This window comes from Flagellimonas sp. HMM57 (genome assembly GCF_021390175.1).
In the GTDB taxonomy this organism is placed as follows: domain Bacteria; phylum Bacteroidota; class Bacteroidia; order Flavobacteriales; family Flavobacteriaceae; genus Flagellimonas.
On sequence record NZ_CP090004.1, the window covers coordinates 1,818,578 to 1,842,550 of the forward strand.

The window sequence follows — 23,973 nt, forward strand, 5'->3', positions numbered from 1 at the left end:
AAAAGTTTATACATAAAATGATGATTTATTCAGTTCTTAAAGATTTAACGGGATTGGTAATCGCAGCTTTCACAGATTGATAGCTGATGGTAAAGGCTGCTATTAGCAATGCTAGCATACCTGCCAAGGCAAATGTCCACCAAGAAACAGAAATCCTATATTCATAAGTCTCCAGCCAATTTGACATAAAATACCATGAAACGGGAACTGATACCACTATTGAAACAAGGATGAGCTTCAGAAAATCGATTGAAAGCAACTTTGCAATATTGGCGATTGTGGCGCCCAACACCTTGCGTATCCCAATTTCCTTTATCCTGTTTTCAGCCATGTAACTAGCAAGACCGAAAAGACCCAAACATGAAATGAAAATGACGAGTAAGGTGAACAAACTCACCAGTTTTTGGGTTCTTTGCCCGTCATCGAACTTTTCGGCATACCGCTGGTCCACAAACTCGTAATCGAAGGGGTATTCCGGATTATATTTTTGGAATATGGATTTAGTTTTTTCAAGAGCTTCGGAAGTAGTAAGTTTTTCATTGAATCGTACGTGTATCACACTGAACCAAGATTTTGCCCCCTGTATAACTATGGGCTCTATTTTTTGAAACGGCGAATTCATAATAAAGTCTTTGGCCACTCCAACTACATGCCAGTCGATACCATTATCCTTGATTATTTGTCCAATGGGATTTTCAAAATTCATCAATTCTAAGGCTGATTGGTTGATTATTGCAGCAGTTGAATCTGTTGGATATGTTTCAAGATCAAAATCTCGTCCATTCACTATTTCGATATTTAAGGTTTTGGCTATGGCATCGTCTGCTGGAAGTCTATGTACCAAGATTTTAGTTTCGTTATCCTTGCCCTTCCATTCTAGGTTCCATGAGTTGCTTTGGCTTTGGGTTATTGGTGACCCTGTCTTGGTCACAGAGGTAGCTGCACCGGAAGTCAAAAGCGCTTTCTTTATCAGGGTATAATTTTTTTCCATGTCGCCCACCATCGTTACGTAAACAAGATTGTTCTTGGCGTAACCAGATTCTCTGTCCTGGACTTTTCTTAATTGTTGCGAAACGATTATGCTTGCGGTAATCAACAGGATAGCCGCAGAAAATTGAAGGACGACCAATACTTTTCTGGGAGTTACCGATGCACTCATTTGCCTAAAAGTTCCTTTTAAAACGGAAGACGGTTTAAATCCAGAAAGATATAATGCAGGATAGCTTCCTGCTAGTATTCCAGTTAGAACTACAATTGCGACAGCTGATAGCCAGAACTGCACATTCATTATATCGAGAGATAGCGGTTTTTCGATAAGTGCCCCGAATGAGGGCAACACTAAGAACACAATAAGTAACGCCAATATTGCTGACAAAAGGGATATCAATATGGATTCTCCTAAGAACTGAATGACTAATGCAGATTTTTTGGCTCCCACTGTTTTACGTATTCCAACTTCTTTGGCTCGTTTTTCGCTACGGGCGGTACTAAGATTCATGAAATTGATACAGGCGATAATCAAGACAATGGCTGCGATGATGCCAAATATTCTAATTTGATCGATTCTGCCACCAACTTCTTTTCCGTTCTCAAATTCAGAGTATAGCCAAGACCGTGCCCAAGGATAAAGAAAGGTTACCATTTCTGGTGCACCTTTATCATGATGTTTACGTAGAGTTTTTATTTTATCGGAAAAAGCCCGGTAATCCGTTCCTTCACGTAACAGGGCATAGGTTGCAATAGAATTATTGCTCCAATTTTCATCGTCCCATCCTTTTTGTCTTAGGTATTTCCAGGACATTAAAAATTCAAAGTCAAATTCGGTATTGTCGGGTAGGTCTTTCAATATTCCAGTTACTGTAAAAGTATCGGTGTTATCAACTTTTACTACTTTGCCGACGGCAGGTTTATTTCCAAATAGTTTTTTGGCAAAAGTTTCAGTGATTATAACAGAATTCACATTTTCTAAAACGGATGCTTTCTCCCCTTCCACTAGCGGAAAACTAAAGATGTTCAAGAAATCTGGATCTACGATGGTGCCTGTGGATTTTATCCTTTTCTGACCTTTTGAAAAAAGAAATTCAGTATCATAAAAAAATCTGGAGACATACTCCAGTTCTGGGTACTCAGCTTTAATGGTCGGAGCCATTATTTTTGGTGTGGAATTCCATGTCCATATTTCTCCATCTATGGGATATTCATTGTAGACTTGGTAGATACGATCTTTCTTTTCGTGAAATTGATCTATCCCCGTCTCAAAGTTGATCCAAATCAATATAAGCGCCGTAACCGCTAAACCAATGGACAGCCCTATGATATTAAGAAACGAAAAGCTTTTGTTACGCAGCAGATTTCGCCAAGCGATTTTTATATAATTCTTAAGCATAATCTTTCATTCTTTAAATCGCATCTATATTTATTCGTCCCTCAAAGATTCCACTGGATTGGCAACCGCTGCCTGAAAACTTTGCCAGCTTACTGTAATCAAAGCAATTAAAAGTGCCGACACTCCTGCTAGGGCAAATACCCACCAGCTAAGCGTAGTTCGATATGCAAAACCTTCCAACCATTGATTCATAGCGTACCAGGAGATGGGTATTGCAACAATAAAGGCGAAACCGACCCATTTCACAAAGTCCTTGTTCAAAAGTGTAAGTACCTGTGTAATGGTCGCACCATTGACTTTGCGAATACCAATTTCCTTTTTTCGCTGAACCACAGTGTAGGAGGTGAGTCCAAAAAGTCCCAGAGAAGCGATAATGATGGCCAAAAAGGTGAAAACCTGGAAAGCTGTGCCAAATGCTTTGTCCTCCTCGTACTGGGCTTCGAATTTTTCATCTAAAAACGTGTAGTTAAACGTACTTTTTGGAAAAACCTGTTCCCACTTGTTTTTCAACTTTCCAATCGCTGATTCGAAACCTGCAATAGAGGTTGCCGATTCGTCAAACTTGACCAAAAGGTTGCTTACCCCATTACCGTAACGTATGACTGTCGGCAGCACAGGACTTTTCAATCCAAAATGATAGTAATCCTGTATTACACCCGAGATTTGCCATTCATCCCCATAAAATTTCATCGTTTTGTTCAGGACCTCTTCAGGTGAAGAAAATCCCATGGTCTTCAAAAATGTTTCGTTGATTACGACCTGTCTGCCGGCCATTTCTGAAGATGGGAGAAATGTTCTGCCTGCTAGGAATTTAATATCTGCCAACTCGAAATAATCAGGCTGAGCAAAGTAAACGTAGTATACTTTGGTGTCTTCCCGTTCTCCGTTGGGAAGGAGAATTCCACGGGAAGAATTTAAGTTTTCAAAACGATCACCAGGATAGGTTTGGGCAATAGCAGTTTTTTCCACGAAGGGGAACTTTTTTAGCTCTCCTTCCAAAACCTTAAAGTCGTTGATAATTAGAGAATCCGCCTTGGTGGCGATTACTTCTCCCTTTAGAGCAACGATTTGATTGAGATTTGTCCCAATAGGTTTGCTTTCCAAATAATTGATTTGTTTGGTCACCACGATAGTGCCTATGAGCAGTACGATCGTGGCCAAAAACTGTGTAATGATCAACCCCTTTCTTAAGTTTAAACCAGCTGCGGAAGCACGAATTTTTCCTTTTAGAGCCTTTGCAGGGGAGTACCTGCTCAAGACCAATGCTGGATAGAGTCCAGCCAATAACATACCAAGCAGAATAAAGGCAAAATATGGTAAGAGGTCAAGGATATTGGAAAGCTCCAAACTAAGGTCTTTATGGGTTAGATTGTTGTAGACTGGAAGTAAAATGAATACCAAAACTAAGGCAATGCCTATAGCAAAGAGATTAAGCAGGGTGGACTCCATTAACGACTGGAAAATCAATTGGGGTTTATTGGCCCCCGCCACTTTTCGCACCCCTGTTTCCTTCGCCCTTTCCATGGATTTTGTGGTAGAAAGGTTCACGTAGTTGAGCCATGAAAGAATTAGGATAATAAATGCAATGGCAGTTAAAAACTTTACCCTAGTGGCACTTCCGTTGGCAGAAACTTCATAAGGCTTGTTGGAATACAAATGGATTTCTTCAATGGGCTCTATATTATGTCGTTCATCTTCATTTTCTTCGATATCACTATCGATTATTTTCCGGCGAAGAATAGTTGTATTTGTATTGGGGGCTAATTTTAAATACGTATAGTAATTGTTCTGGTTCCAGTTGAGCTCGTGCGCTCTTGGGCCAAAATCTGTCCAGGTTTTCTCGGTCTCGTAAGAAATCAAAAACGAATTTCTATAGTGCGTATTTTTTGGTACGTCTTCCATGACCCCAGTAACCGTGAGTATTGCTTCCCGCCCATCTTGAAAGGCCGATATTGTTTTTTGGATAGGATTTTCGTCGCCAAATAATTTTTCCGCAAATGACTTTGATAACACTATGGAATACGGTTTTTCCAGGGCTGATGCTTTATCCCCCTTGAGCAGTGGATAACTGAAAATATTGAAATAAGAATGATCGACAAGTGATCCCGAAGGTTGCTCCAATATGCGATTACCGACCTGAAAGGTCATTTTTTCGAAAAAATAAAAGCGGACATAATCAAGTACTTCTGGAAATTCGTTTTTTAGGGTAGGACCCGAAAGATTATAGGTCATGGCATCGCCAGGAACGAAAGTATCCCCTTCTATATAATCCATATAAGTTCTGTAGACGTTTTCCGAACCTTCGAACTTATCATAGCTCTTTTCGTAATTCACATAGAGCATTATCAAAACGAAGGAAGCCACACCAACAGCTAATCCAAAAATGTTGATAAAGGAATACAGTTTGTTTTTGAATAAGTATCGTATAGCGATTTTAAAGAATAGTTTGAGCATGAATAGTTTTGTTATGTGTTGGCAAAGTAAATATTGATTTATAGAAAACGATTTTTATGCCAAAATGTAAATAACTAAAAATCAATATTTTGAAAAATATAACAATTCTAGAATGTCAAAATTTTTGACAAATCATGTACAATAAATTTACAAATATGTAGATTTATGTTTATTCAGTTCGCAGACTTTTTATTGGATTTTGTGTGGCCGCTTTTACAGTTCTTCCACCAACAGTAAGTAAAGCTATACCCGTGGCCAATAGACCAGCTATTAAAAAGAAAGTGATGTCCAAATCTATTTTAAAAGGATAGTCCTGTAACCACGACTTTATAAAATACCACGCTATTGGCGAAGCGATTAAAAAGGAAATGCCTACTAATTTTAAGAAATCCTTTGTTAATAAGATTGTAATATTGACAACACTAGCCCCGATGACTTTCCTAACCCCTATTTCTTTGGTTCGTTCGTTCACAATTAATAATGAGATTGCGAAGAGTCCGATACAGCTTAATGCAATCGCTAAAATTGAACCGCTTGTTATCATGGTGGTCATACGTTCTTCTTTTCTAAATGTTCTATTGATGTTTTCATCCAAAAACGAACCTAAAAAAGTGGCATTGGGTTCGATTTTTGCCCAAGCCTTTTCAATCGCATCATAAGATTTGGACATATTGGAAGACGAAACTTTTACATAGGCATAGTAAAGCCCCCAGTCTGGCCGTAAAAAAATCGTCATGGGCTCAATGGTCTTGTCTAAGTTTTCAAAATTATAATCCTTGACCACACCAATTACAGGATAGCTGATTGAATCAGTTACATTTACGTGTGCTATTAAAGGGTCTTCTTCCCCAAATTCTTTAGCCATGCTTTCATTGATTACTACGCTCAGACTATCTTTGGCAAACCCTTTATTAAAATTTCTACCGGCAACAATTTCTAAATCCAGAGTTTCAACATAGTCGTAATCCACCACTAACGTATTAGTGTTCACGACCCTATTTTTATATTCAAAACCCATCATACTCTTAGATACACTTCCATCCTTACCATACCCAAGATTATTATCAGCTGCGGTTATTTCTAGAATATCGGGGTTACTTGCCAATTCGTTGCGAAGTAGTTCAACCGCTTTGTGACTATCCATTTTTCCATCAAGCGGAAAGGAAAGCACATATTTTTTATTAAACCCTAAATCTTTTTCGCGCATAAACTCCAATTGACTACGTAAAACCAAGGTTCCCGAAATCAATAAAATAGCAATACCGAATTGCAATATCATTAAAACATCACGTACGCTGTTCTTGCCAGAAATATCGACTTTTCCTTTTAAGGACTGTAGTGTACCCAATTTACTTAACAAGAATGCTGGATACCCACCCACAAAAAGTGTTATCAACAATACAGCGACCAAAAAACCAAGAATATAGGTTGTTGATAGTATCAAATCAAAAGAGACATTGGTCTGAAAGACTGTTTTAAATTCATCAATAAGTAGAAGGCTCAAAATTGTACCAAAAACCAGTGATATGGAGAAAAGAAAAAGACTTTCAAACCAAAACTGTAGAAATAGTTGTTTTCTTTTGGCACCGAGGGTTTTTCGCATACCAATCTCTTTAAGTCGTTGCCCACTCTTGGCAATGCTCATATTAATAAAGTTTACGCAGGCGATAAAGAGTATTAGCAATGCAATGCCCAATACCAAATAGGGCCTTGCCCTACTAACTTCAGCACTACCATTTCTATATATAGTAAAATGAACATCTTTTAGTGGGAGAAGTTCCAACTTAAAAAACTGTCCATCTGAATTGGGTGATGCTCCATCCCGTTTTGCATTTTCAAGTTGTCGTTTTAGATTGATAGCTATGAAAGATCTAGTAGCTTCTTCAAAAAGTTCAGGATTTCCGCTATCTGCCAGTTGAACGTAAACACTATGGTACTTTGCGCCCCAAATATCCTTGTTTCTTTGGTAATCTCCATGCTTTTCAAACCGTACCGCTATTTCAAATTCCAAAGTACTTTGTGGTAAATTATCGGCGACTACGGCAGAAACCGTGAAAGGGCGGTCTTTTCCATCGATAAGCAGGTGTATCGTCTTGCCTACCGCTTCAACCGTTCCAAAAAGTCTGTTCGCGGTATCTTCTGTAATTACTGCGGCTGCTAGTTGTTCTAAGGGATTTTTTACTTTTCCTTTAATCGATGGAAAGGTAAACATGTTAAAGAAGTCGGCATCAACCCAAACCGCATCCATGTTTATTTCTTTTTCCTTAAAGGATACAATGGTTTCTTCCTGTAAATACCGTGTAGCCTTTTCAATCCCTGGCACTTCGTTCTTTATAGCCTCAACTAAGGGAGCTGGGTGGCTATCACTGGGTAGTGGCCCTTTTGTGGATTGCTTTACAGAATAGACTTGATAAATGGTGTTCGCATTCGTATGGAATTTATCGTAAGAAAGGTCGAAAAAACCCGCCATGGACAAAAGAATTGCAGTTCCAAAAGCGACAGATAACCCTATGATATTCAATAGGGAAAATGTTTTGTTTTTAATTAAGTTTCTCCAAGCTATTTTGAAATGATTTTTTATCATGGTTTTTTGATTGATGAATTTTTTACTCCGTTCTCAAACTCTTTATCGGGTTGGATTTTGCGGCCTTTATCGCTTGAAAGCTTACGGTCAAAACTGTAACTCCCATAGCTCCTAACATAGCCAACGCAAAAATCCACCATTTTAAAATGACCCGATAGGGATACTCTTGCAACCACCCGTTCATTACGTAATAAGCTATGGGTACAGCAATAAAACATGAGATTATAACCAATTTTAAAAAGTCTTTGGACAGCATGTTCCAAACATTGAATACAGATGCTCCCAATACTTTACGGACACCTATTTCTTTAGTGCGCTGTTCTGCCACAAAAGAAGTTAGCCCAAATAGACCAAGACAGCTTATCAAAATAGCGAGTGCAGTAAAGATTCCCGATAAAGTTCCAACGCGCTGCTCTGCAGCAAATTTCTCGTTGTATTCCTCATCAATAAAATCGAATTGAAAAGGAATTGAAGGAAAATTATCCTTAAATACACGTTCAATGATGGCGATATTTTGGTTGGCGCTTTGATTTGGGTTTAAACGCATATTGTAATAACTTGACTCATCTTCCCGATCATATACGTACATGCCTTGTTTAACAGGTTCGTAAGGTGATTGAGCTATCATATCCTCTACCACGCCGATTATCTTCAATGGCGGGTCAGGGTCCTCTTCATCACTGTCCCGTATCAGTTGCCCGATAGGATTTTCAAAACCCATGTATTTGACGGCGGTTTCATTGATGAGTACCGCTAGGGAATCGGTTGCCATGTTTCTATCAAAGTCGCGGCCTTGTACTATTTTTAAATTTAATGATTTTGCATATTCTGGGGATACTTCGGTCCAAGCGAGATCTTCTTGGAAACCTTCCGGTTTTCCTTCCCAATCAAAACCACTCCTATTGGACCATATTCTTGTTGTTGGGCTACTGGACGAAGACATTTCAACAATAGCTCCCGAAGCGAGGAACTGCTCTCGCATAAGATCATACTTTCCAGTAAAATCTTCACTGAATGTTGGCACCTGAATTAAACCTTCTTTATCATAACCAATGGGCCTATTTTTCGCATGGTTAATTTGCTGCATTACAATAACCGTTCCAATGATGAAGGCCACCGAAACGGTAAATTGAAGGACAACTAGAATTTTTCTTGGTAAACCGGAATATTTCCCTGCTTTAAAAGTTCCTTTTAATACATCTACAGGTCTGAATGAAGAAAGATACAAAGCGGGATAACTACCGGCCAATAAGGCGGTAAACAATATAAAGACAAAAGAAATCATCCAAAATGAAAGATTTCCCCAAGGAAACTCAATTTCCTTTCTGGAAAGTTCATTAAACCCGTTGAGAGACATCAACACAATTAAAACCGAAATGAAAAAAGCGAAAACAACCACCAAAAAGGACTCACTTAAAAACTGATTGATTAATTGACCCCTTTGCGATCCTATGGATTTTCTAATACCAACTTCTTTGGCCCGTTTTTCTGATCTAGCGGTACTAAGGTTCATAAAATTGATACAGGCCAAAAGGAGTACGAAGATTCCAATAATTCCAAAAAGCCAAACATATTTTATGCGTCCACCAACTTGTTTGCCATTCTCAAAGTTATTTCGAAGATACCAGTCTTCCATAGGGAGCAAGAAAATTTTCGGATTGAACTCCGCATTATCTTCACTTGAATTTTTCTTTACATCTATAATAGTGTTGGTTACTCGTTCCATGGTAGTGTTGTCCGCAATTTTAACAAATAGCTGAAAAGAATTGTTACCCCAATTATCCAAGGAATTTTGTATCCATTCGTTTGTTGTTACATAGTGTTTCCATGGCATCATAAATTGTAGTTCGTTAAACGAACTGTTGTATGGCATATCTTCATAGACTGCGGTAACCATCATGTCATGTTCACTGTTTACTTTAATGACTTTGCCAATAGGATTTTCCGAACCAAAGAGTGCGTTTGCTGTAGATTCGTTCAACATAATCGCATTTACTTCCCTAAGGCCATCTTTTTCCCCTTTCACGATTTTAATCTCTAATAATTCGGGAGCATCGACTTGCATAAAATTTCCAAACCGGGCAATATTGGTTTCTTTGTATTCTAAATACTGTTGATTGGTCCATGAAGACATGACCAAAAGGTCAAAGTTGTCGTTGTATTTTTCTCGTAAAGTTGGCTCTAAAGGAAGCGGGATGGCAGGTCCAGTACCCGTATTATTGTTAAAGGTCTGTGATTGAAATATTTGACCAATTTTATGCTTGTTCTTAAAATATTTATTGTGCGTTAGTTCATCATTTATCCAAAGGCCAATTATAAGCGTTACGGCCATACCCAATGCCAAACCACCTACATTGATGATGGTGTAACCTTTATTTTTTGTTAGATTTCGCCAAGCGATTTTTAGATAGTTCTTGAACATGATTTTTCGTTTTTTGGTGCTGAATCGATTTTAGCAGCAGATTGATTGATTTTTTTATTCTGTTCTCAGGCTCTTTACAGGGTTTGCAACGGCAGACTTCAAGGATTGGAACCCAACGGTCATAAAAGTTATTATAAGTGCAAAACCTCCGGCAAGCAAGAATACCCACCATTGTATGTCGATACGATACGAAAAATCCTCCAACCATCTTTGCATAAAATAGTATGCTATTGGCGAAGCTATTAAAAAGGCAATACCCACCAGTTTGATAAAGTCCTTTGTCAATAATTGTACTACGGAGTTCACACTGGCCCCGAGTACTTTTCGTATGCCAATTTCTTTTTTCTTTTGTTCTGCCACATAAGATACAAGACCAAAAAGCCCCAAACAGCTTATGAGTATGGCCAAGGTCGTGAAGACCATTGATATTTGACCTAAACGCTTTTCTTCATCATAAAGTCTTTCGACCTCTTTGTCAACAAATACATAATCGAAAGGTACGTTCTTCACAATACTTTTCCACTGTAGCTCAGCATTTGCAAGCAATTGCCCATAGTCGGTGGTTTGGGTTTTGAGGAACAACCAATTTGGGGATTCTTCCTTATACAGGAACAGTGGTGCAATTTTCTGCTTTATTGAAGCAAAATGGTAATCTGCCACTACCCCAATAATTCGCATTTCGAATGTTTCATCTCCAAAGCTTTGAACCAATAAAGAGTTCAAGGCATTTTCCTCTTTGATGTTGAACGCTTTCAACGTAGCCTGATTCACGATAATCTGGTCCGTAGTGTCAGCAACGGTAAAGTCCCTTCCTTTGAGTAGTGGAATGTTCATTGTTTTGAAATAACCATCACTAACGCCGTTACGTTTTACAATGGTATTATTTTCACGATTCCCGCCAGGTAGATAAAGCCCATTGTCGGATAGCACTACTTCCGAAGGGGCATAGTTTCCGCTAGAGACGTTCGATATGCCCGGAACGTTCAAAAATGCGGATTTCAAGGACTCGAATTTGCTCGATGCAGCATCTGTGCCGATACGCAGTGCGATGAGATTGTCCTTTTTGAAACCAAGGTCTTTGGTCTGTGCAAATCTGAACTGTTGGGTCACAATAATTACGGTAGCCACAAGACTGATGGAAACTATAAATTGAAAGACCACAAGTGCTTTTCTGAACGTTCCACTTCCGGATTGCAATATTGTTACGCTTTTAAGGGCTTTTACCGGTTTAATTGAAGAAAGCACTATAGCCGGATATATACCCGCAACGAGTCCTGTGAAAACTCCGAGTACAGCCAATAAGGCCAATATTTTCCAATTTAACAGATCGGAAATCACAAGATTGGCTTGGGCTAAATCATTCAGTAAGGGTAGCAATAAAATGGTTATTGGAATGCTGATGAGCATCGCGAACAATGAAAGCAAAAGGGATTCTCCCATAAACTGCCCTATCAAACTGTTTTTTCCGGCACCTACCACTTTGCGGACCCCAATTTCCTTTGCCCTTTTACTTGCCCTAGCCGTGCTTAGGTTGATAAAATTGATACAGGCCACCAACTGGATAAAAAATGCCAATGTCAACAAAAAGTACAAGTATTTAATGTTGGAGACCTCATGAATTTGATTTTCACGACCTGCGGAATACAGATGGATATCGCGCACGTTTTTTAGAAGTAGCTGCTTGTTGGTCATTCCTGCATTGGAAAGGTCTTTTGCACCTCTGTCTTTAATGAAATTGGGAAGTTTGCGTTGAATACTGTTTGCATTCCCGCTGGCAACTAGTTTTACATAAGAATAGACAAAATTGTTGGTTGCAAAACTTTCAAAGTTTCTGACAAACTGACCCAAACCAGGGGTACTCATGCTAACGATATAGTTCGGGTTCAAATGCGATTTGGCATGCGATTCGTCAAAAACCCCTTTAACGGTCAATGTTTGTGAATCTTCCCCACTTCCCCAAGTGACTGCTTTGCCTAGGGCTTTCTGCTTGCCGAACATTTTATTTGCCAAATAGGAAGAGAGTACCAATGCATTGGGTTCATTCAAAGCGGTCTCTGGGTTTCCTTCAAGAAACTTATAGGCAAACACTTTAAAAAAGGTAGAGTCGGCAAGATAGACCCTGGGTTCATAATAGGCGTCTTCACTTTCTGCAGCTCCAATTAAGTTGCTATAAAATAAATCCGTCAATACGACCCTTGTAGCTTCCTGAACTTCGGGAAAATCCTCTTTCAATGCAAAAGCTATGGGTGGAGAAGCCGCTGCGGTATCAAAACTTTCTTTACCGTCCCTTTCAATGATTGTTTCTACCCTAAAAATAGCGGCAGCATCCTCATGATGCTCATCATATCCAAATTGAGCAAAAACATATAAGAGTATACCAAGACAGCTAACGGTTCCAACCGTAAGACCTAAAAGGTTGATAATGGTCTGCTGCTTATTTTTTAATAAGTTTCTCCATGCAATTTTTATATAATTTTTGAACATGACTATTTTATTTTTCTTATACCGAATTTATTTCGGTATCCCATTACTAAATTTATTCTGTTTTTAGGCTCTTGACCGGATTTACAATCGCAGCTTTTATACTTTGATAGCTTACGGTTATTATGGCTACCGTAACGGCCAATAACGCAGCCAAGACTAAAATCTCTATCCCTATATTGATTCTATATGAAAAATCCTCTAGCCATGTATTCATAGCGTACCAACCTAAAGGCAAAGAAATCAATATTGCAATGCCGACAAGTTTGAGAAAATCGATGGTAAGTCTGTAAGTAATCTGACTTACACTAGCACCCAATACCTTTCTAACCCCTATTTCTTTGGTTCGTTTTTCTGCATTGAAAGCCGCTAAGCCAAAAAGGCCCAAACATGCTATTAAAATTGAAAGAATCGTAAACACCATGAAAATTTTCCCCAACTTCTGTTCTGCCTCATAGGTGCTATTAAATGCATCATCCATAAAACGGTAATTAAAGGGTTGCCCCGGGGCGACCTTTCTCCATATGTTTTCTATAGCTGCTATAGAACTGGAAAAATCCTCAGATTCAAGTTTAACTGCTAAAGCTCCTGTAGAATTTCCCAATGTCATGCTCAATGCGCCAATGCCTTTTTTCAAAGACTCAAAATGAAAATCCTTCACAACCCCGACCACCTTGAAAAATTCAGCATCTTGTTCGCCTAGATCCCTTGATAATCGCATGCCAAGAACTTCTTCTGGAGTAATTCCCAGAATGGCTACAGCAGATTCGTTTAAAAGCATGGCAGTAGAATCGGATACAAATTGACGGTCAAAATTCCGCCCAGAAATAAGCTCCATATCCAATGTAGATAGATAATCATGATCTATCCTCCATGTCTGCATATTTATGGTATTTTCCTGGTGCGTTGAACCTTCTTTAAAAAAGGTGGTATTGGTTCTATACGAAGGTGTGGGAAGGAAACCGGTCAAAGTGACGCTCTCTACTTGACCTATGCGGCCCACTTCCTCTTTGAACGTGCGGGCTTTATCTCCAGCAGCGAAAACATCTTCAATGACCAATACTTGACTTTTGGAAAAACCAAGATCTTTTTTCTGGATAAAATTCAATTGTTGGTAAACCACGATGGTGCTCACGATTAAAAAAACCGATATAGCAAATTGAAATACTACCAGGACATTTCTAATCTTCCCACCACCAACACTTTTTTCCCCAGAACCCTTGAGCACTACTGCAGGAATGAATCTGGACATAAAAAAAGCAGGATATGCTCCAGAGAACAATCCGAGAAGTAAAGTCATAACCACCAGAACTATCCAAAACATAGGATTTGTAAACGGAATGGATATCTCTTTCCCGGCCAAACCATTAAATAATGGAAGTAAAGCAACTGCCAAGATAAGAGCAGCTACCAGCGAAATAAAAGTGATAAGGCCAGATTCCATTAAAAATTGCCATAGTAGGGTTATTTTTGTAGAGCCCAATGTTTTTCTAACACCAACTTCCTTACTTCTTTTAAGGGAGTAGGCCGTGGACAAGTTCATAAAGTTTACACTTGCCAGAACAATCAAAAAGAGCCCAATAAAAGACAGTATATAAATATTTTGAATACTGCTATTGGCACTCATTTCCGATTCTAAATTAGAATGTAAGTGAATCCTTGTTAGGGGAGTGGAGGATATATAGAAATGGTTTCCCGCTGCTTTGAACTGCTCTTCAGAGATGCCCGGGAAAAATCGTTGCGCATAAGGAATAACATAGGTGCCGAACAGTGATTGTAGCTGATGTTGGAAATTTTTTACATCTGCTCCGGGAGCCAACTTAAAGAAAGTCGGGTAGTTGTTACTGGTCCATTCTGGGCTTAGAGCATCTTCATATCCTGCCATAGCCATGAACACACTGTAATCCCTTAAAAAAGAATTTTTGGGCATATCCTCAATAACTCCGGTAACCGTATACGTTTCAACATTGTTCAAAATCATGGTCTGTCCCAAGGCTTCGTTAACACCAAAATGCTTCTCTGCAGCGGTTTTTGTTAAAATCAACGTGTTTGGCTCGGTTAGAGCAGTAGCTTCATCACCAAGTAGTAGTTTCAAACCAAACATTTCAAAGAAAGAAGCATCTACAAAGGTTACATAGGGTTCCTTTACATTTTGATTCTCATCTTTTTCTCTGATAAGTGCATTCCCCCACTACTAAACCTAGTTGCCAGTTCAACTTGAGGGAAATCCGTAACCAAGGCATCTGCCATTGGCGCTGATGCCACGGCCATTTTACTCTCCGTACCTCCAAACTTTACATCTAAATCAACACGATGTATACGTTCAGTATCTGCAAACATTTTATCAAAGCTTAGCTCATCGTGGATATATAATGAAATAAGCAGCCCGCTTGAAATTCCTATAGCAAGACCAAAAACATTCAGAAATGAAAAAAAGGGTTGCTTTTTAAGGCTTCTCCATGCTATTTTTATATGATTTTTGAACATGATCTTTTCGTTTTTATATACCGAATTTATTTCGGTATCTTATCTTATTAATAAGTTTATTCAGCTCTTAAACTTTTTGAGGGTTGAGCCAGTGCAGCACTGATAGATTGATAGCTTATGGTACATATTGCTATGATTATCGCTATTAAAGCGCTGAGTGCAAAAAGTTGCCATGTTACTTCAATACGATAAGCAAAATCTTCTAACCAACGAGACATGATGTACCATGCTATGGGGACTGCAATTAAAACCGCAACACCTATCAAGCTTAAAAAATTAACCGTAAGAAGTTTGTAAATATTTCTAAAAGAAGCCCCGAGCACCCTACGGATACTGATTTCCTTTTTACGTTGTTCCACCATAAATGCGGAAAGTGCAAATAACCCTAAACAAGCCACAAAAATCGCCAGTATCGCAAATGAGATGAAAATGCTTTTAATGCGACTTACATTGTTGTACATCTTTGCGAATGAATTATCCATAAAAGCATAGCGCAATTCCATATTTGGCATAAACTTGGACCATTTGGTTTTTATGGATTCCAATAACGGCCCTATATTGTCCGTATTGGCCTTTACAGAAGTGATGGTTGAACTCGTTCCCAAGAAAAAACATAATGGTTCAACTTCTTGTGTCATGGAATTAAAATTGAAATCTTCGACTACACCTATAACCTCATAGATTTCACCATATCTAGAAATCTTTTTACCTATTGGGTCTGTCAGATTGAGTTTTTGGACCATTTTCTGATTGATAATGGTCGCTTCTTGATCAGTGCTCCTATCTTCAGAAAAGTTTCTTCCTGCGACTAATTGCATCCCTAAAGTGTTCAGGTAATCTTCGTCAATTACCCAAGCCTGTCCAAATACGGTTTCATCCAAGTTGTCACGGCCCTCTTTAACAAAACCGTTTCCATTTCGTTTTGTTCCTTCAAGAGGCAAAAAATCACTCACGCTTACATTACTGATACCATTTAGACTTTTTAACTCGTCCTTGAAAGTAGTTAGTTTGTCACCTAACATATTGGTGCCGTATAGCTGTAATACCTGCTCTTTTTCAAAACCTATTTTTGAGTTTAGAATGAAGTTCATTTGTTGGTTTACCGTTAAGGTCCCAATAATTAGGATTATGGAAATTGCAAATTGAAAAATGACCAAACCACTTCGTAAACTACTTGATTTACTGCCTATGGCCAGTTTTCCTTTTAATACGGCGCTGGGTTTAAACTTTGACAAATAAAAAGCAGGGTACAAGCCAGCAAATACACCTATTAATAATGCCGAAACAATCAATATGGGAAGGAATAACGGGTTTGTCCATGGAATTTGGATTGCTTTGCCCGAAAGCTCCCTAAAAAAAGGCATTATAAGAAAAGCCAAAAGTACTCCAACCCCAAAGGCAAGGACAGTGATTAAAACCGACTCTGTCAAAAACTGCTGAACAAGAGCCCTTTTAGAAGAACCAACTACTTTTTTGATTCCCACTTCTTTGGCCCTGTTTGCTGATTTAGCGGTGGATAGATTTACAAAGTTGATACTGGCAATAACCAAAATGAACAAGGCTACGATACCAAAAATCCAGACAATCTTAATGTCGTTTCGCTTGCTGGTCTCAAAGTCGATTGTACCCGAATGCAGGTTGATATCGGTCATTGGTTGCAAACGCATACTAAAAAGATCATCAGCATTTTCAGGAATAACAAACCCTTCAGCTTTAAGAGCAGGTGTTATATAATCGTTGATAAGCCTATTGGACATCTTTTCTTGAAATGCCACGACGTCGGTTCCTGATTTTAGCTGTAAATACGTGTAATAGTTACTTTGCACCCATCGAGTCTGTTCTCCTTCGCCAAATTCTACTCCAGTCAATGTCAATAAAAAATCATAATCCATATGTGAGTTACTGGCAAAATCTTCCATTACACCATTTATCCTGAAGGGCTGATCATCATTTCCATTTAAATAGATGGAGGTACCTATTGGGTTCTGGTCGCCAAAGTATTTTTTTGCCATGGTTTCAGAAATAACGATTGTATTGGGTTCTGTCAGAGCAGATGAAGCTTCTCCATGTACCATTCCAATATCCATAATATCGATGATAGCCTGGTCAGCGTATGTGAAACCTTCTTCATGGTGCTGAGAAGCTCTTCCTTGAATACGGATTTCATTGCTTCCTGCTCCATAGAAAAGATCATTATCATTTAACCTGCCCGAATTGATGACCTCTGCAAAATCGTTCTGTACGGTAGACCCGGTATTGGCCGAAAAATGAACACCATCATTGATCTTACCATCCCTTGTATCCCTATTTATCATGCGATAGATATTATCAGCATTGGCTACGGAGCTATCGTAACTACTTTCATGGATGATATATACCGTAATCAAAATACAAGCCGCTACGCCACTACTTAGTCCAACAATATTGATGAAAGTAAACCCCTTGTTTTTTAAGAGGCTTCTCCAAGCGATTTTTATATAGTTCTTTAGCATGATGGATTGGTTTTATTATTCTGTCCTTAAACTTTTTACAGGGCTGGTCACTGCAACTTTGAGTGTCTGGTAGCTGATAGTAATTAGAGTAACAATCATGATGGCTACAATTGCTATTGCAAAATACCACCAGTGGATTTCTGTTCTATAGGTATACCCTTGAAGCCATTGTTCCATCAGATACCAAGCGATGGGCGTAGCCAGGATGCCCGCAATGAGAATGAGCTTAAAGAAATCTGCCGTAAACAGAGCAAGGATGTTGGCCACATTGCTGCCCAAAACTTTCCGTATCCCAATTTCTTTGGTTCGCAACCCAACAAAGAAGAGGATAAGCCCATACAACCCAAGGCATCCGATTAGAATGGCCAACGCTGAAAAAACTTTTGAGAGTGAAAGGTAGCGTTGTTCACTTTCGTATTGCTCTGCAACCCGTTCATCCAAAAAGCGATATTCATAAATGTATCCTGAAAAGGTATCGGACCAATGTTCTTCCACTTGTGCTAGTGTAGCTTGCGTATTTTTAAGGTTGATTTTTAAGGCGATTTCTCCGTAGTAGTCTGTTCGGGGACCAATAAAAACAGGCTCTATTTTGTCATTGAAGCTGGCATGATGAAAGTTTTTGACTACACCTACAATGGTGCCACTAACGTCTCCACCATTAGCTTCTAATCTCTTGCCCAACAATTCTTCTGGTGAGGCCAGTCCCAGTTTCTCGCCAAATTTTTCATTGACCAATACTTCCGTTATCGTATCGGACTTAAAGAAATTTCTTCCCGTAACCAGGGGAATATCAAATGTTTTTAAATAGTTCTCATCAGCCATCTTTACTTGAATACCGAATTCCTCACTTTCTGGCCTATTGTTGTAGGTAACACTGGTACCCCAATTGTTATCTGCCGCACCTGGGCTGCCCAAGCATGCGGATACACTTTCTACCCCAGGAACTTGAGCCAAGCGTTCCTTTAAGCTATTAAGTTTTATGTTTTCTACTTCGGTTGGAATTTCTACCATTACAATTGATTCCTTATCAAATCCTAAATCGGTGTTTACGGCATAATCGATTTGTCTGGAGATAATCAACGTTGCAGCTATTAGGGTAATGGATATGGCAAATTGCGCAACGACGAGAACTTTTCTTGTGTTTGCTCCACCCGTATCATTATGGCTTAGTTTTCCTTTGAGCGCTAGTACAGGAACAATGCGGGACATTAATATTCCTGGATAGCTTCCGGAAAGGAAAGCTACGATAACCAATACAATCAGCATAAAACCTATGAATTTGTAATCTAGCAAAGCTTTCCAAGACAATTCCAATTCAAAAAGGGAATTGAGCGAAGGAAGAAAGATTAAAGCCAGACCAATACCTAGCAATATGGCAAATAGACTAATAACAAATGTCTCTGACAAAAACTGCCAAAACAGATGTTGTTTAAAACTACCCAATACCTTTCGCACGCCAATTTCTTTAGAGCGGTAAAAAGCTTGAGCTGTAGAGATATTAATGAAATTGATACAAGCAATCGTAATCAAGAATAGCCCGATTACGGCGAACACCCAAAGCAATACAGGGTCTAAGCCCCCATAAAGGGGATCAAAATGCACATCTGAAAGGGATTGTAGTTTGTATGTATGCTTGTTTTTGCTTTTTGGCCGGTGTTTTTTGGGCAACTCTAGCAAAGCGGTCTCAATAGCATCTATATTTTGGTTTGGTTTTAGGAGGGCATAGCACTCCAAATTGCTGGTGATACCTCCCCAACTTTCTTCTGCGGCAAACTCGAAAAAATCTATTAAGTTTTCAAATGAAATAAATACCCCATTTTCCAAAAATGTAGTTTTGGGAAGATTTTTCAGCACACCGGTTATTTCAACGGTCTTGTCGTTTTCCAGAACAAAGGTTTTGCCAATGACATCTACACTACCATACATTTTTAGGGCCATTCCTTCAGTAATTACAGCGGTATTGGGAGCGGATAGCGATATGTTATTGCTTCCATCAAGCAAAGGGAAGTTGAAAATCCTAAAAAAGTCCTCTTCCACAAAGTAGACATCCTCTTTGAACTTTTCCGTTTGCCCGTTTTCTTCCACATTTAAAAGAAAACCAAATCGAGTGACGATTTTAGCAACCTTTTCCGCATAGTCATATTCTTCGCGAAACGTTTTTGCAAACGCCGGAGGTACGCTGGCATCATATTCAATATCGTCTGTTCGCTCCTCGGTAACCATTTTATAGATACGGTCGGAGTTGGCGTGGAATTTATCAAAAGATAAATGATAGCTTAGGAACAGATAGATTAAGATACTGCTACCAAACCCAATGGCAAGTCCTAAAATATTGATGGCAGTGAACACTTTTCTTTTTAAAAGATTTCTCCAGGCAATTCTTATGTAGTTCCTAAGCATTATGATTGTTTTTTGATTGGCCCCTTACTTTGTTACCAGCTCGGGGCGGGTTAGATTGATGAATAAACTCCTCGGTTTCGTTTAAGCCATGGCATTCATGGGTTTATTTTGGCTTTCGGTCACTATTTGCCCATCAAATAGATTGATGACCCTATGGGCATAGTGCGAATCTCTGTCCGAGTGGGTCACCATAACGATTGTTGTACCCTCTTGGTTCAGTTCGGTAAGCAGGTTCATTACTTCGATACCATTTTTGGAATCTAGGTTACCTGTAGGCTCATCCGCTAATATCAGTTTTGGATTGGTAACTACAGCTCTAGCTATGGCAACTCTTTGTTGTTGCCCTCCGGAGAGCTGTTGTGGAAAATGCTTTTCGCGATGGGCAATTTTCATCCGCTCCAACACCTTTGTAACTTTCTCTTTACGTTCCGCTTTGTTCATCTTAAGGTAAATAAGAGGCAACTCCACATTTTCAAAAACGGTAAGCTCATCTATGAGGTTAAAACTTTGAAAAACGAAGCCAAGATTTCCTTTTCGAAGTTGTGTGCGTTGGCTCTCGCGAAGCCCTCCAACTTCATGGTTGGCAAATTGATAGCTACCTTCTGTTGGATTGTCTAGCATTCCGATAATGTTCAGAAGTGTGGATTTTCCGCAACCAGACGGCCCCATGATCGCTACAAATTCCCCTTCAGCTACGTTTAAGTTTACGCTGTTTAACGCAAGTGTTTCTACTTCTTCGGTTCTAAAGCTTTTTTTCAGATTCTGTATTTGTATCATTATTTAGGTGTTAGTAATTTTTATTGGATTAACTTATTAATGGTCTTGTTCTAGTTTAAAGACCTCACTTTTTTGATTTTGTTTCAGCTTTATTTACTTCTTGAAAAAGTTTGACAAAGACCATGGAACTCTATTTGGATATCTTCTTCGTCTTCTATGTATTCAATGGAGTTTAAATCGAAGTAAACTTCAAAAGGAGAAAATCCTTCAGGAAGGTAATCCGTGGTATCGAAGCCTAATTTCAAAGTTTCATCTTCAACATAATTTATTGAATGGATGCTGACTTCTTCTGCATATGGATCAAACCCTTCTGGCAAATGATAAGTAGCATCAAAATCCAGTTGTAGTGCATTTTCATCTTCGATATAAGCTACGGAACTCAAATCAAAGTATCTTTCATATGGATCAAAGTCTTCTGGAAGATAATCTTTGGTGTCGAAACCAAGAACAACCTCTGAATCCTCTTCTACAAACTGAATCTCGCTTAGGTTCAATTCATAAGTATCATCTGTTGTTGCAACTTTTTTATGGAATACTTCTAAATCTTTTGCAATAGTATTGACTTTTGTGTCCATAAAACTATTGGTGCTTTGCTGAATTTCGGCTACGGCCGTGCTTGCAACGAGCACACATCCGTAAATCATTAATAATTGTTTCATTTTGATTAATTTTTATATTGTTTTTTACTTTAATACTATTCTTTCGGCAGTACCAAAACTGTCGTAATTGCTTGTGATAACGCTTTCACCTGGCTCAAGGCCCTCTAAAACTTCATAGTACCTGGAGTTTTGTTTGCCAATGCGGATATTTCGCTTTACAGCTTCATCCCCATTTGTTCCAACAACGAATACCCATTGTCCTCCCGTACTTTGAAAAAACCCTCCTTTTGGCAGTAACAGTGCATCGTTTGATGCACCTAACTGTAGCTTGATGTTATAGCTCTGGCCGGCTCGTATTGTTGCTGGTTTATCACCAGTAAAGACAAGATCCACTTTGAACCTTCCGTTCCTTACTTCTGGATATACTTTGCGCAACCTGAGGCCAAATTCTTTTCCGTTTCTTTCAAGTGAAGCCGATAACTCTCTTTTTACACGATCAATGTAATGTTCATCTATTTCCGCTTCTATCTTAAAATCTGTCAACACATTCACCTGACCAATACGCTGTCCTTGAGCAATGCTTTGCCCAACCTCTGCGTCCAAGAAACCTAATTGTCCGTCCGCAGGAGCCCTTACATTGAGGTGGTCCAAACGTTCGTAGACCATGGACAATGTCTTGCGCATCCTATTTAAATCGGTATCAAGTCCTGTGAGTGACGTCTCCCGTAACTCATCATCTTGTACTGTTTGCAACTTTACAATATCAAATTGTTTCTTTGATAGTTCATAGTTCTCTTTGGAAAGTAAAAATTCTTCTTTGGAAATCAACTCGTCTTCGTACAATGCTTGATTTTGCTCATAATTTCTTTTAAAGCGTTGAAGGTCGTTTTCTGCAGTTGCCAAAGATCTTCTGCCTTCCACCTGTCTGGAATCAAAAGTCAATTTTGTGGAACGAAGGTCATTCTGTTTAAGGGCAAGGTTACTCTCGCTTGCCAATATTTGCTCATAAAGCCCCATATTCTCCAACTTAAGGATAATGTCTCCCTTTTTTACCATAGTTCCTTCCTCTATTAGCTTTTCAGAGACTCGACCGCCTTCATAAGCATCCATATATATGGTGGCTATTGGAGCTACAGAACCATTTATGGTGATATAGTCATCGAACTTACCTTCAGACACCTGCGCTATGGACAGGCGTTCTTTTTCAGTTCTAAAGGTGGACACAGAATTTGCGAAGAGCAATTTCCAACCCGTAAATAAGACCAAGATACCTATTGCAATGTATCCGTAATGTTTTGGTCGTAATCCTTTTCTTTTTTCTAATTGAATATCCATTCCTTTGGTTAATTAAGATTAAAAATTGGTAAGCCATTGTAGAAGTCCAAAGTGCTCTTGTTCACTTTTAAGCGCAAGCCCACTTGCAGGTTTTCATTTTGGGTGACGGCATATAGATTTTTTGCCTGAAAAAGGTCAATGGCATTAATAAGTCCTTTTTCGTATCTTTTTTGTGCGATGTTAAAAGCTAACTCTTGAGCTTCAACCCTTTTATTGCTTTGGTCATATTCGTCTATTAGTGCCTCATTGGTCTGCACTAACTGCTGAATAATCTGAAATAGCTCTTGCTCTTGTATTTCAAGGTTGTTCTTAGCTTGTAGGTATGCTATTTTTTGCTGTTTTACCCTAGAGTGATTAGCCCATCCCAAGCTAATGGGAACAGAAAGCTCAGCACCTACAAATCTTGCTAGGTTGTCATTCAACTGATTTTCAAATGGGATTAGTTCTCCTGAATCTTCATCAAGGTTAGTTTCAGAAAATCTTGTACGCATTCCCGCAACAAGCGAAAGGGAGGGATACAGACCACCTCTAGTGGCCTGTAATTGCTTTTTGGCAGCTTTTACCCTGAAATCTTGAGCTTTGACAAGAGGCACAAAATTTCTGGCCATTGTATAAACTGAATCTACAGATTGTTCTCCGTTTATTTTTTCGGGTTGGGGATCGAGAGTTTCTTGTAGTACGATGTCATTTTCTTCCGTTAAGTTCATCTCTTGGAGCAAAGTCAGTTTGGCCAGTTTGAGCAGGTTTTTATTTTGGGTGACCAAAAGTTTATCCGCCAACAAATTGGATTCAGCTTCGTAGATGTCCGCTTTGGCCATAAGACCAATTTCAACTTGCTTTTTAACCAAATCATAATTGGCTTGGGAGATTTCTTGCTGCTCAAGGGAGTTTGCCACAAGGCCTTCATTGAATTTGATGTCATAATAGGCGGTCATTACCCTAAACGCCAAAAGAAATTTTTGTTGCAATACATCTTCTTGTGTTGCTTTATAAATAAACTTGGAAGCTTTGATGTTGTTCAATTTTTGAAACCCTTGAAATACATCAATATTCGCATTTAAACTAAAATTGGAGCTATAGAAATCCTGATTTACAAGAAGACCTGTTGTTGGATCATCTCCAAGCCCAGTATTGTAGGTTATATCTGAAAAGGCGGTTACGCTTGGCAACAAACTTCGTATGGATTGTCTATAGGTTTCTTTTCCCGAATCCTTATCATAAGCACTGTTTTTGACCTGAAGGTTGTGTTCTATGGCATAGGCTACACATTCATCCAAGGTCCAAGTCTTTTGGCCAATCCCTATGAAGGAGATGAAGAAGGTTAGAGCGGTAAGGTATATTCTAAATTTCATAATTTATTACTATGCCAAACTATTTGCTATTGTTGTGCCAAAAAATTAAATAACTGATTATCAATTATATAAAAGTATTTTAATTACCTCTGATAAATATTTGTGTAAAATTTTTAGACAAAAAATGTCCAATATTTTTACAGTGTCTAAAAATTGACAATACCAATTCGTAGTTTTAAGCATTAAATATGAAATGCGTGCCTT

13 protein-coding genes are annotated in these 23,973 nt (G+C 38.8%); all 13 read right to left on the bottom strand.

Going from position 1 to position 23,973, the window contains the following annotated elements; genetic code table 11:
- Positions 1 to 25 precede the first annotated feature (25 nt).
- The 13 genes from LV716_RS08045 to LV716_RS08100 all read right to left on the bottom strand — a co-directional run bounded on the left by LV716_RS08045 (position 26) and on the right by LV716_RS08100 (position 23,769).
- Entirely contained in the window at positions 26 to 2,386 is a 2,361-nt protein-coding gene (locus LV716_RS08045; protein ID WP_163417228.1) for an ABC transporter permease, read from the bottom strand.
- Between the two features lie 30 nt (positions 2,387 to 2,416).
- Positions 2,417 to 4,840: an ABC transporter permease gene (locus tag LV716_RS08050; protein WP_163417229.1), complete on the bottom strand. Its 2,424-nt coding sequence runs from the start codon at positions 4,838 to 4,840 to the stop codon at positions 2,417 to 2,419.
- Between the two features lie 169 nt (positions 4,841 to 5,009).
- Positions 5,010 to 7,424: an ABC transporter permease gene (locus LV716_RS08055; RefSeq protein WP_163417230.1), complete on the bottom strand. Its 2,415-nt coding sequence runs from the start codon at positions 7,422 to 7,424 to the stop codon at positions 5,010 to 5,012.
- Positions 7,425 to 7,446: 22 nt separating this feature from the next.
- Positions 7,447 to 9,846: an ABC transporter permease gene (locus tag LV716_RS08060; RefSeq protein ID WP_163417231.1), complete on the bottom strand. Its 2,400-nt coding sequence runs from the start codon at positions 9,844 to 9,846 to the stop codon at positions 7,447 to 7,449.
- A gap of 54 nt (positions 9,847 to 9,900) precedes the next feature.
- A complete protein-coding gene (locus LV716_RS08065) occupies positions 9,901 to 12,330 on the bottom strand; it encodes an ABC transporter permease (RefSeq protein WP_163417232.1) in 2,430 nt (809 codons plus the stop codon).
- 52 nt (positions 12,331 to 12,382) lie between these two features.
- Positions 12,383 to 14,422: an ABC transporter permease gene (locus LV716_RS08070; RefSeq protein WP_370637508.1), complete on the bottom strand. Its 2,040-nt coding sequence runs from the start codon at positions 14,420 to 14,422 to the stop codon at positions 12,383 to 12,385.
- Between the two features lie 50 nt (positions 14,423 to 14,472).
- Positions 14,473 to 14,814, bottom strand: coding sequence for an ABC transporter permease (locus LV716_RS18540; RefSeq protein ID WP_370637509.1), 342 nt, complete (start codon positions 14,812 to 14,814; stop codon positions 14,473 to 14,475).
- A 56-nt stretch (positions 14,815 to 14,870) separates the two neighbouring features.
- The gene (locus LV716_RS08075; RefSeq protein WP_163417234.1) at positions 14,871 to 17,306 is read right to left on the bottom strand and encodes an ABC transporter permease; all 2,436 of its coding nucleotides are present in this window, start codon (positions 17,304 to 17,306) and stop codon (positions 14,871 to 14,873) included.
- 15 nt (positions 17,307 to 17,321) lie between these two features.
- Complete coding sequence (locus tag LV716_RS08080) at positions 17,322 to 19,706, bottom strand: ABC transporter permease (protein WP_163417235.1); 2,385 nt, start codon at positions 19,704 to 19,706, stop codon at positions 17,322 to 17,324.
- 81 nt (positions 19,707 to 19,787) lie between these two features.
- Positions 19,788 to 20,483 (bottom strand): ABC transporter ATP-binding protein, encoded by a 696-nt coding sequence (locus LV716_RS08085; RefSeq protein WP_163417236.1) that lies wholly within the window; start codon positions 20,481 to 20,483, stop codon positions 19,788 to 19,790.
- An 89-nt stretch (positions 20,484 to 20,572) separates the two neighbouring features.
- Positions 20,573 to 21,142: a hypothetical protein gene (locus LV716_RS08090; RefSeq protein ID WP_163417237.1), complete on the bottom strand. Its 570-nt coding sequence runs from the start codon at positions 21,140 to 21,142 to the stop codon at positions 20,573 to 20,575.
- Between the two features lie 24 nt (positions 21,143 to 21,166).
- A complete protein-coding gene (locus LV716_RS08095; protein ID WP_163417238.1) occupies positions 21,167 to 22,417 on the bottom strand; it encodes an efflux RND transporter periplasmic adaptor subunit in 1,251 nt (416 codons plus the stop codon).
- An 8-nt stretch (positions 22,418 to 22,425) separates the two neighbouring features.
- Complete coding sequence (locus LV716_RS08100) at positions 22,426 to 23,769, bottom strand: TolC family protein (protein ID WP_163417239.1); 1,344 nt, start codon at positions 23,767 to 23,769, stop codon at positions 22,426 to 22,428.
- Positions 23,770 to 23,973 lie beyond the last annotated feature (204 nt).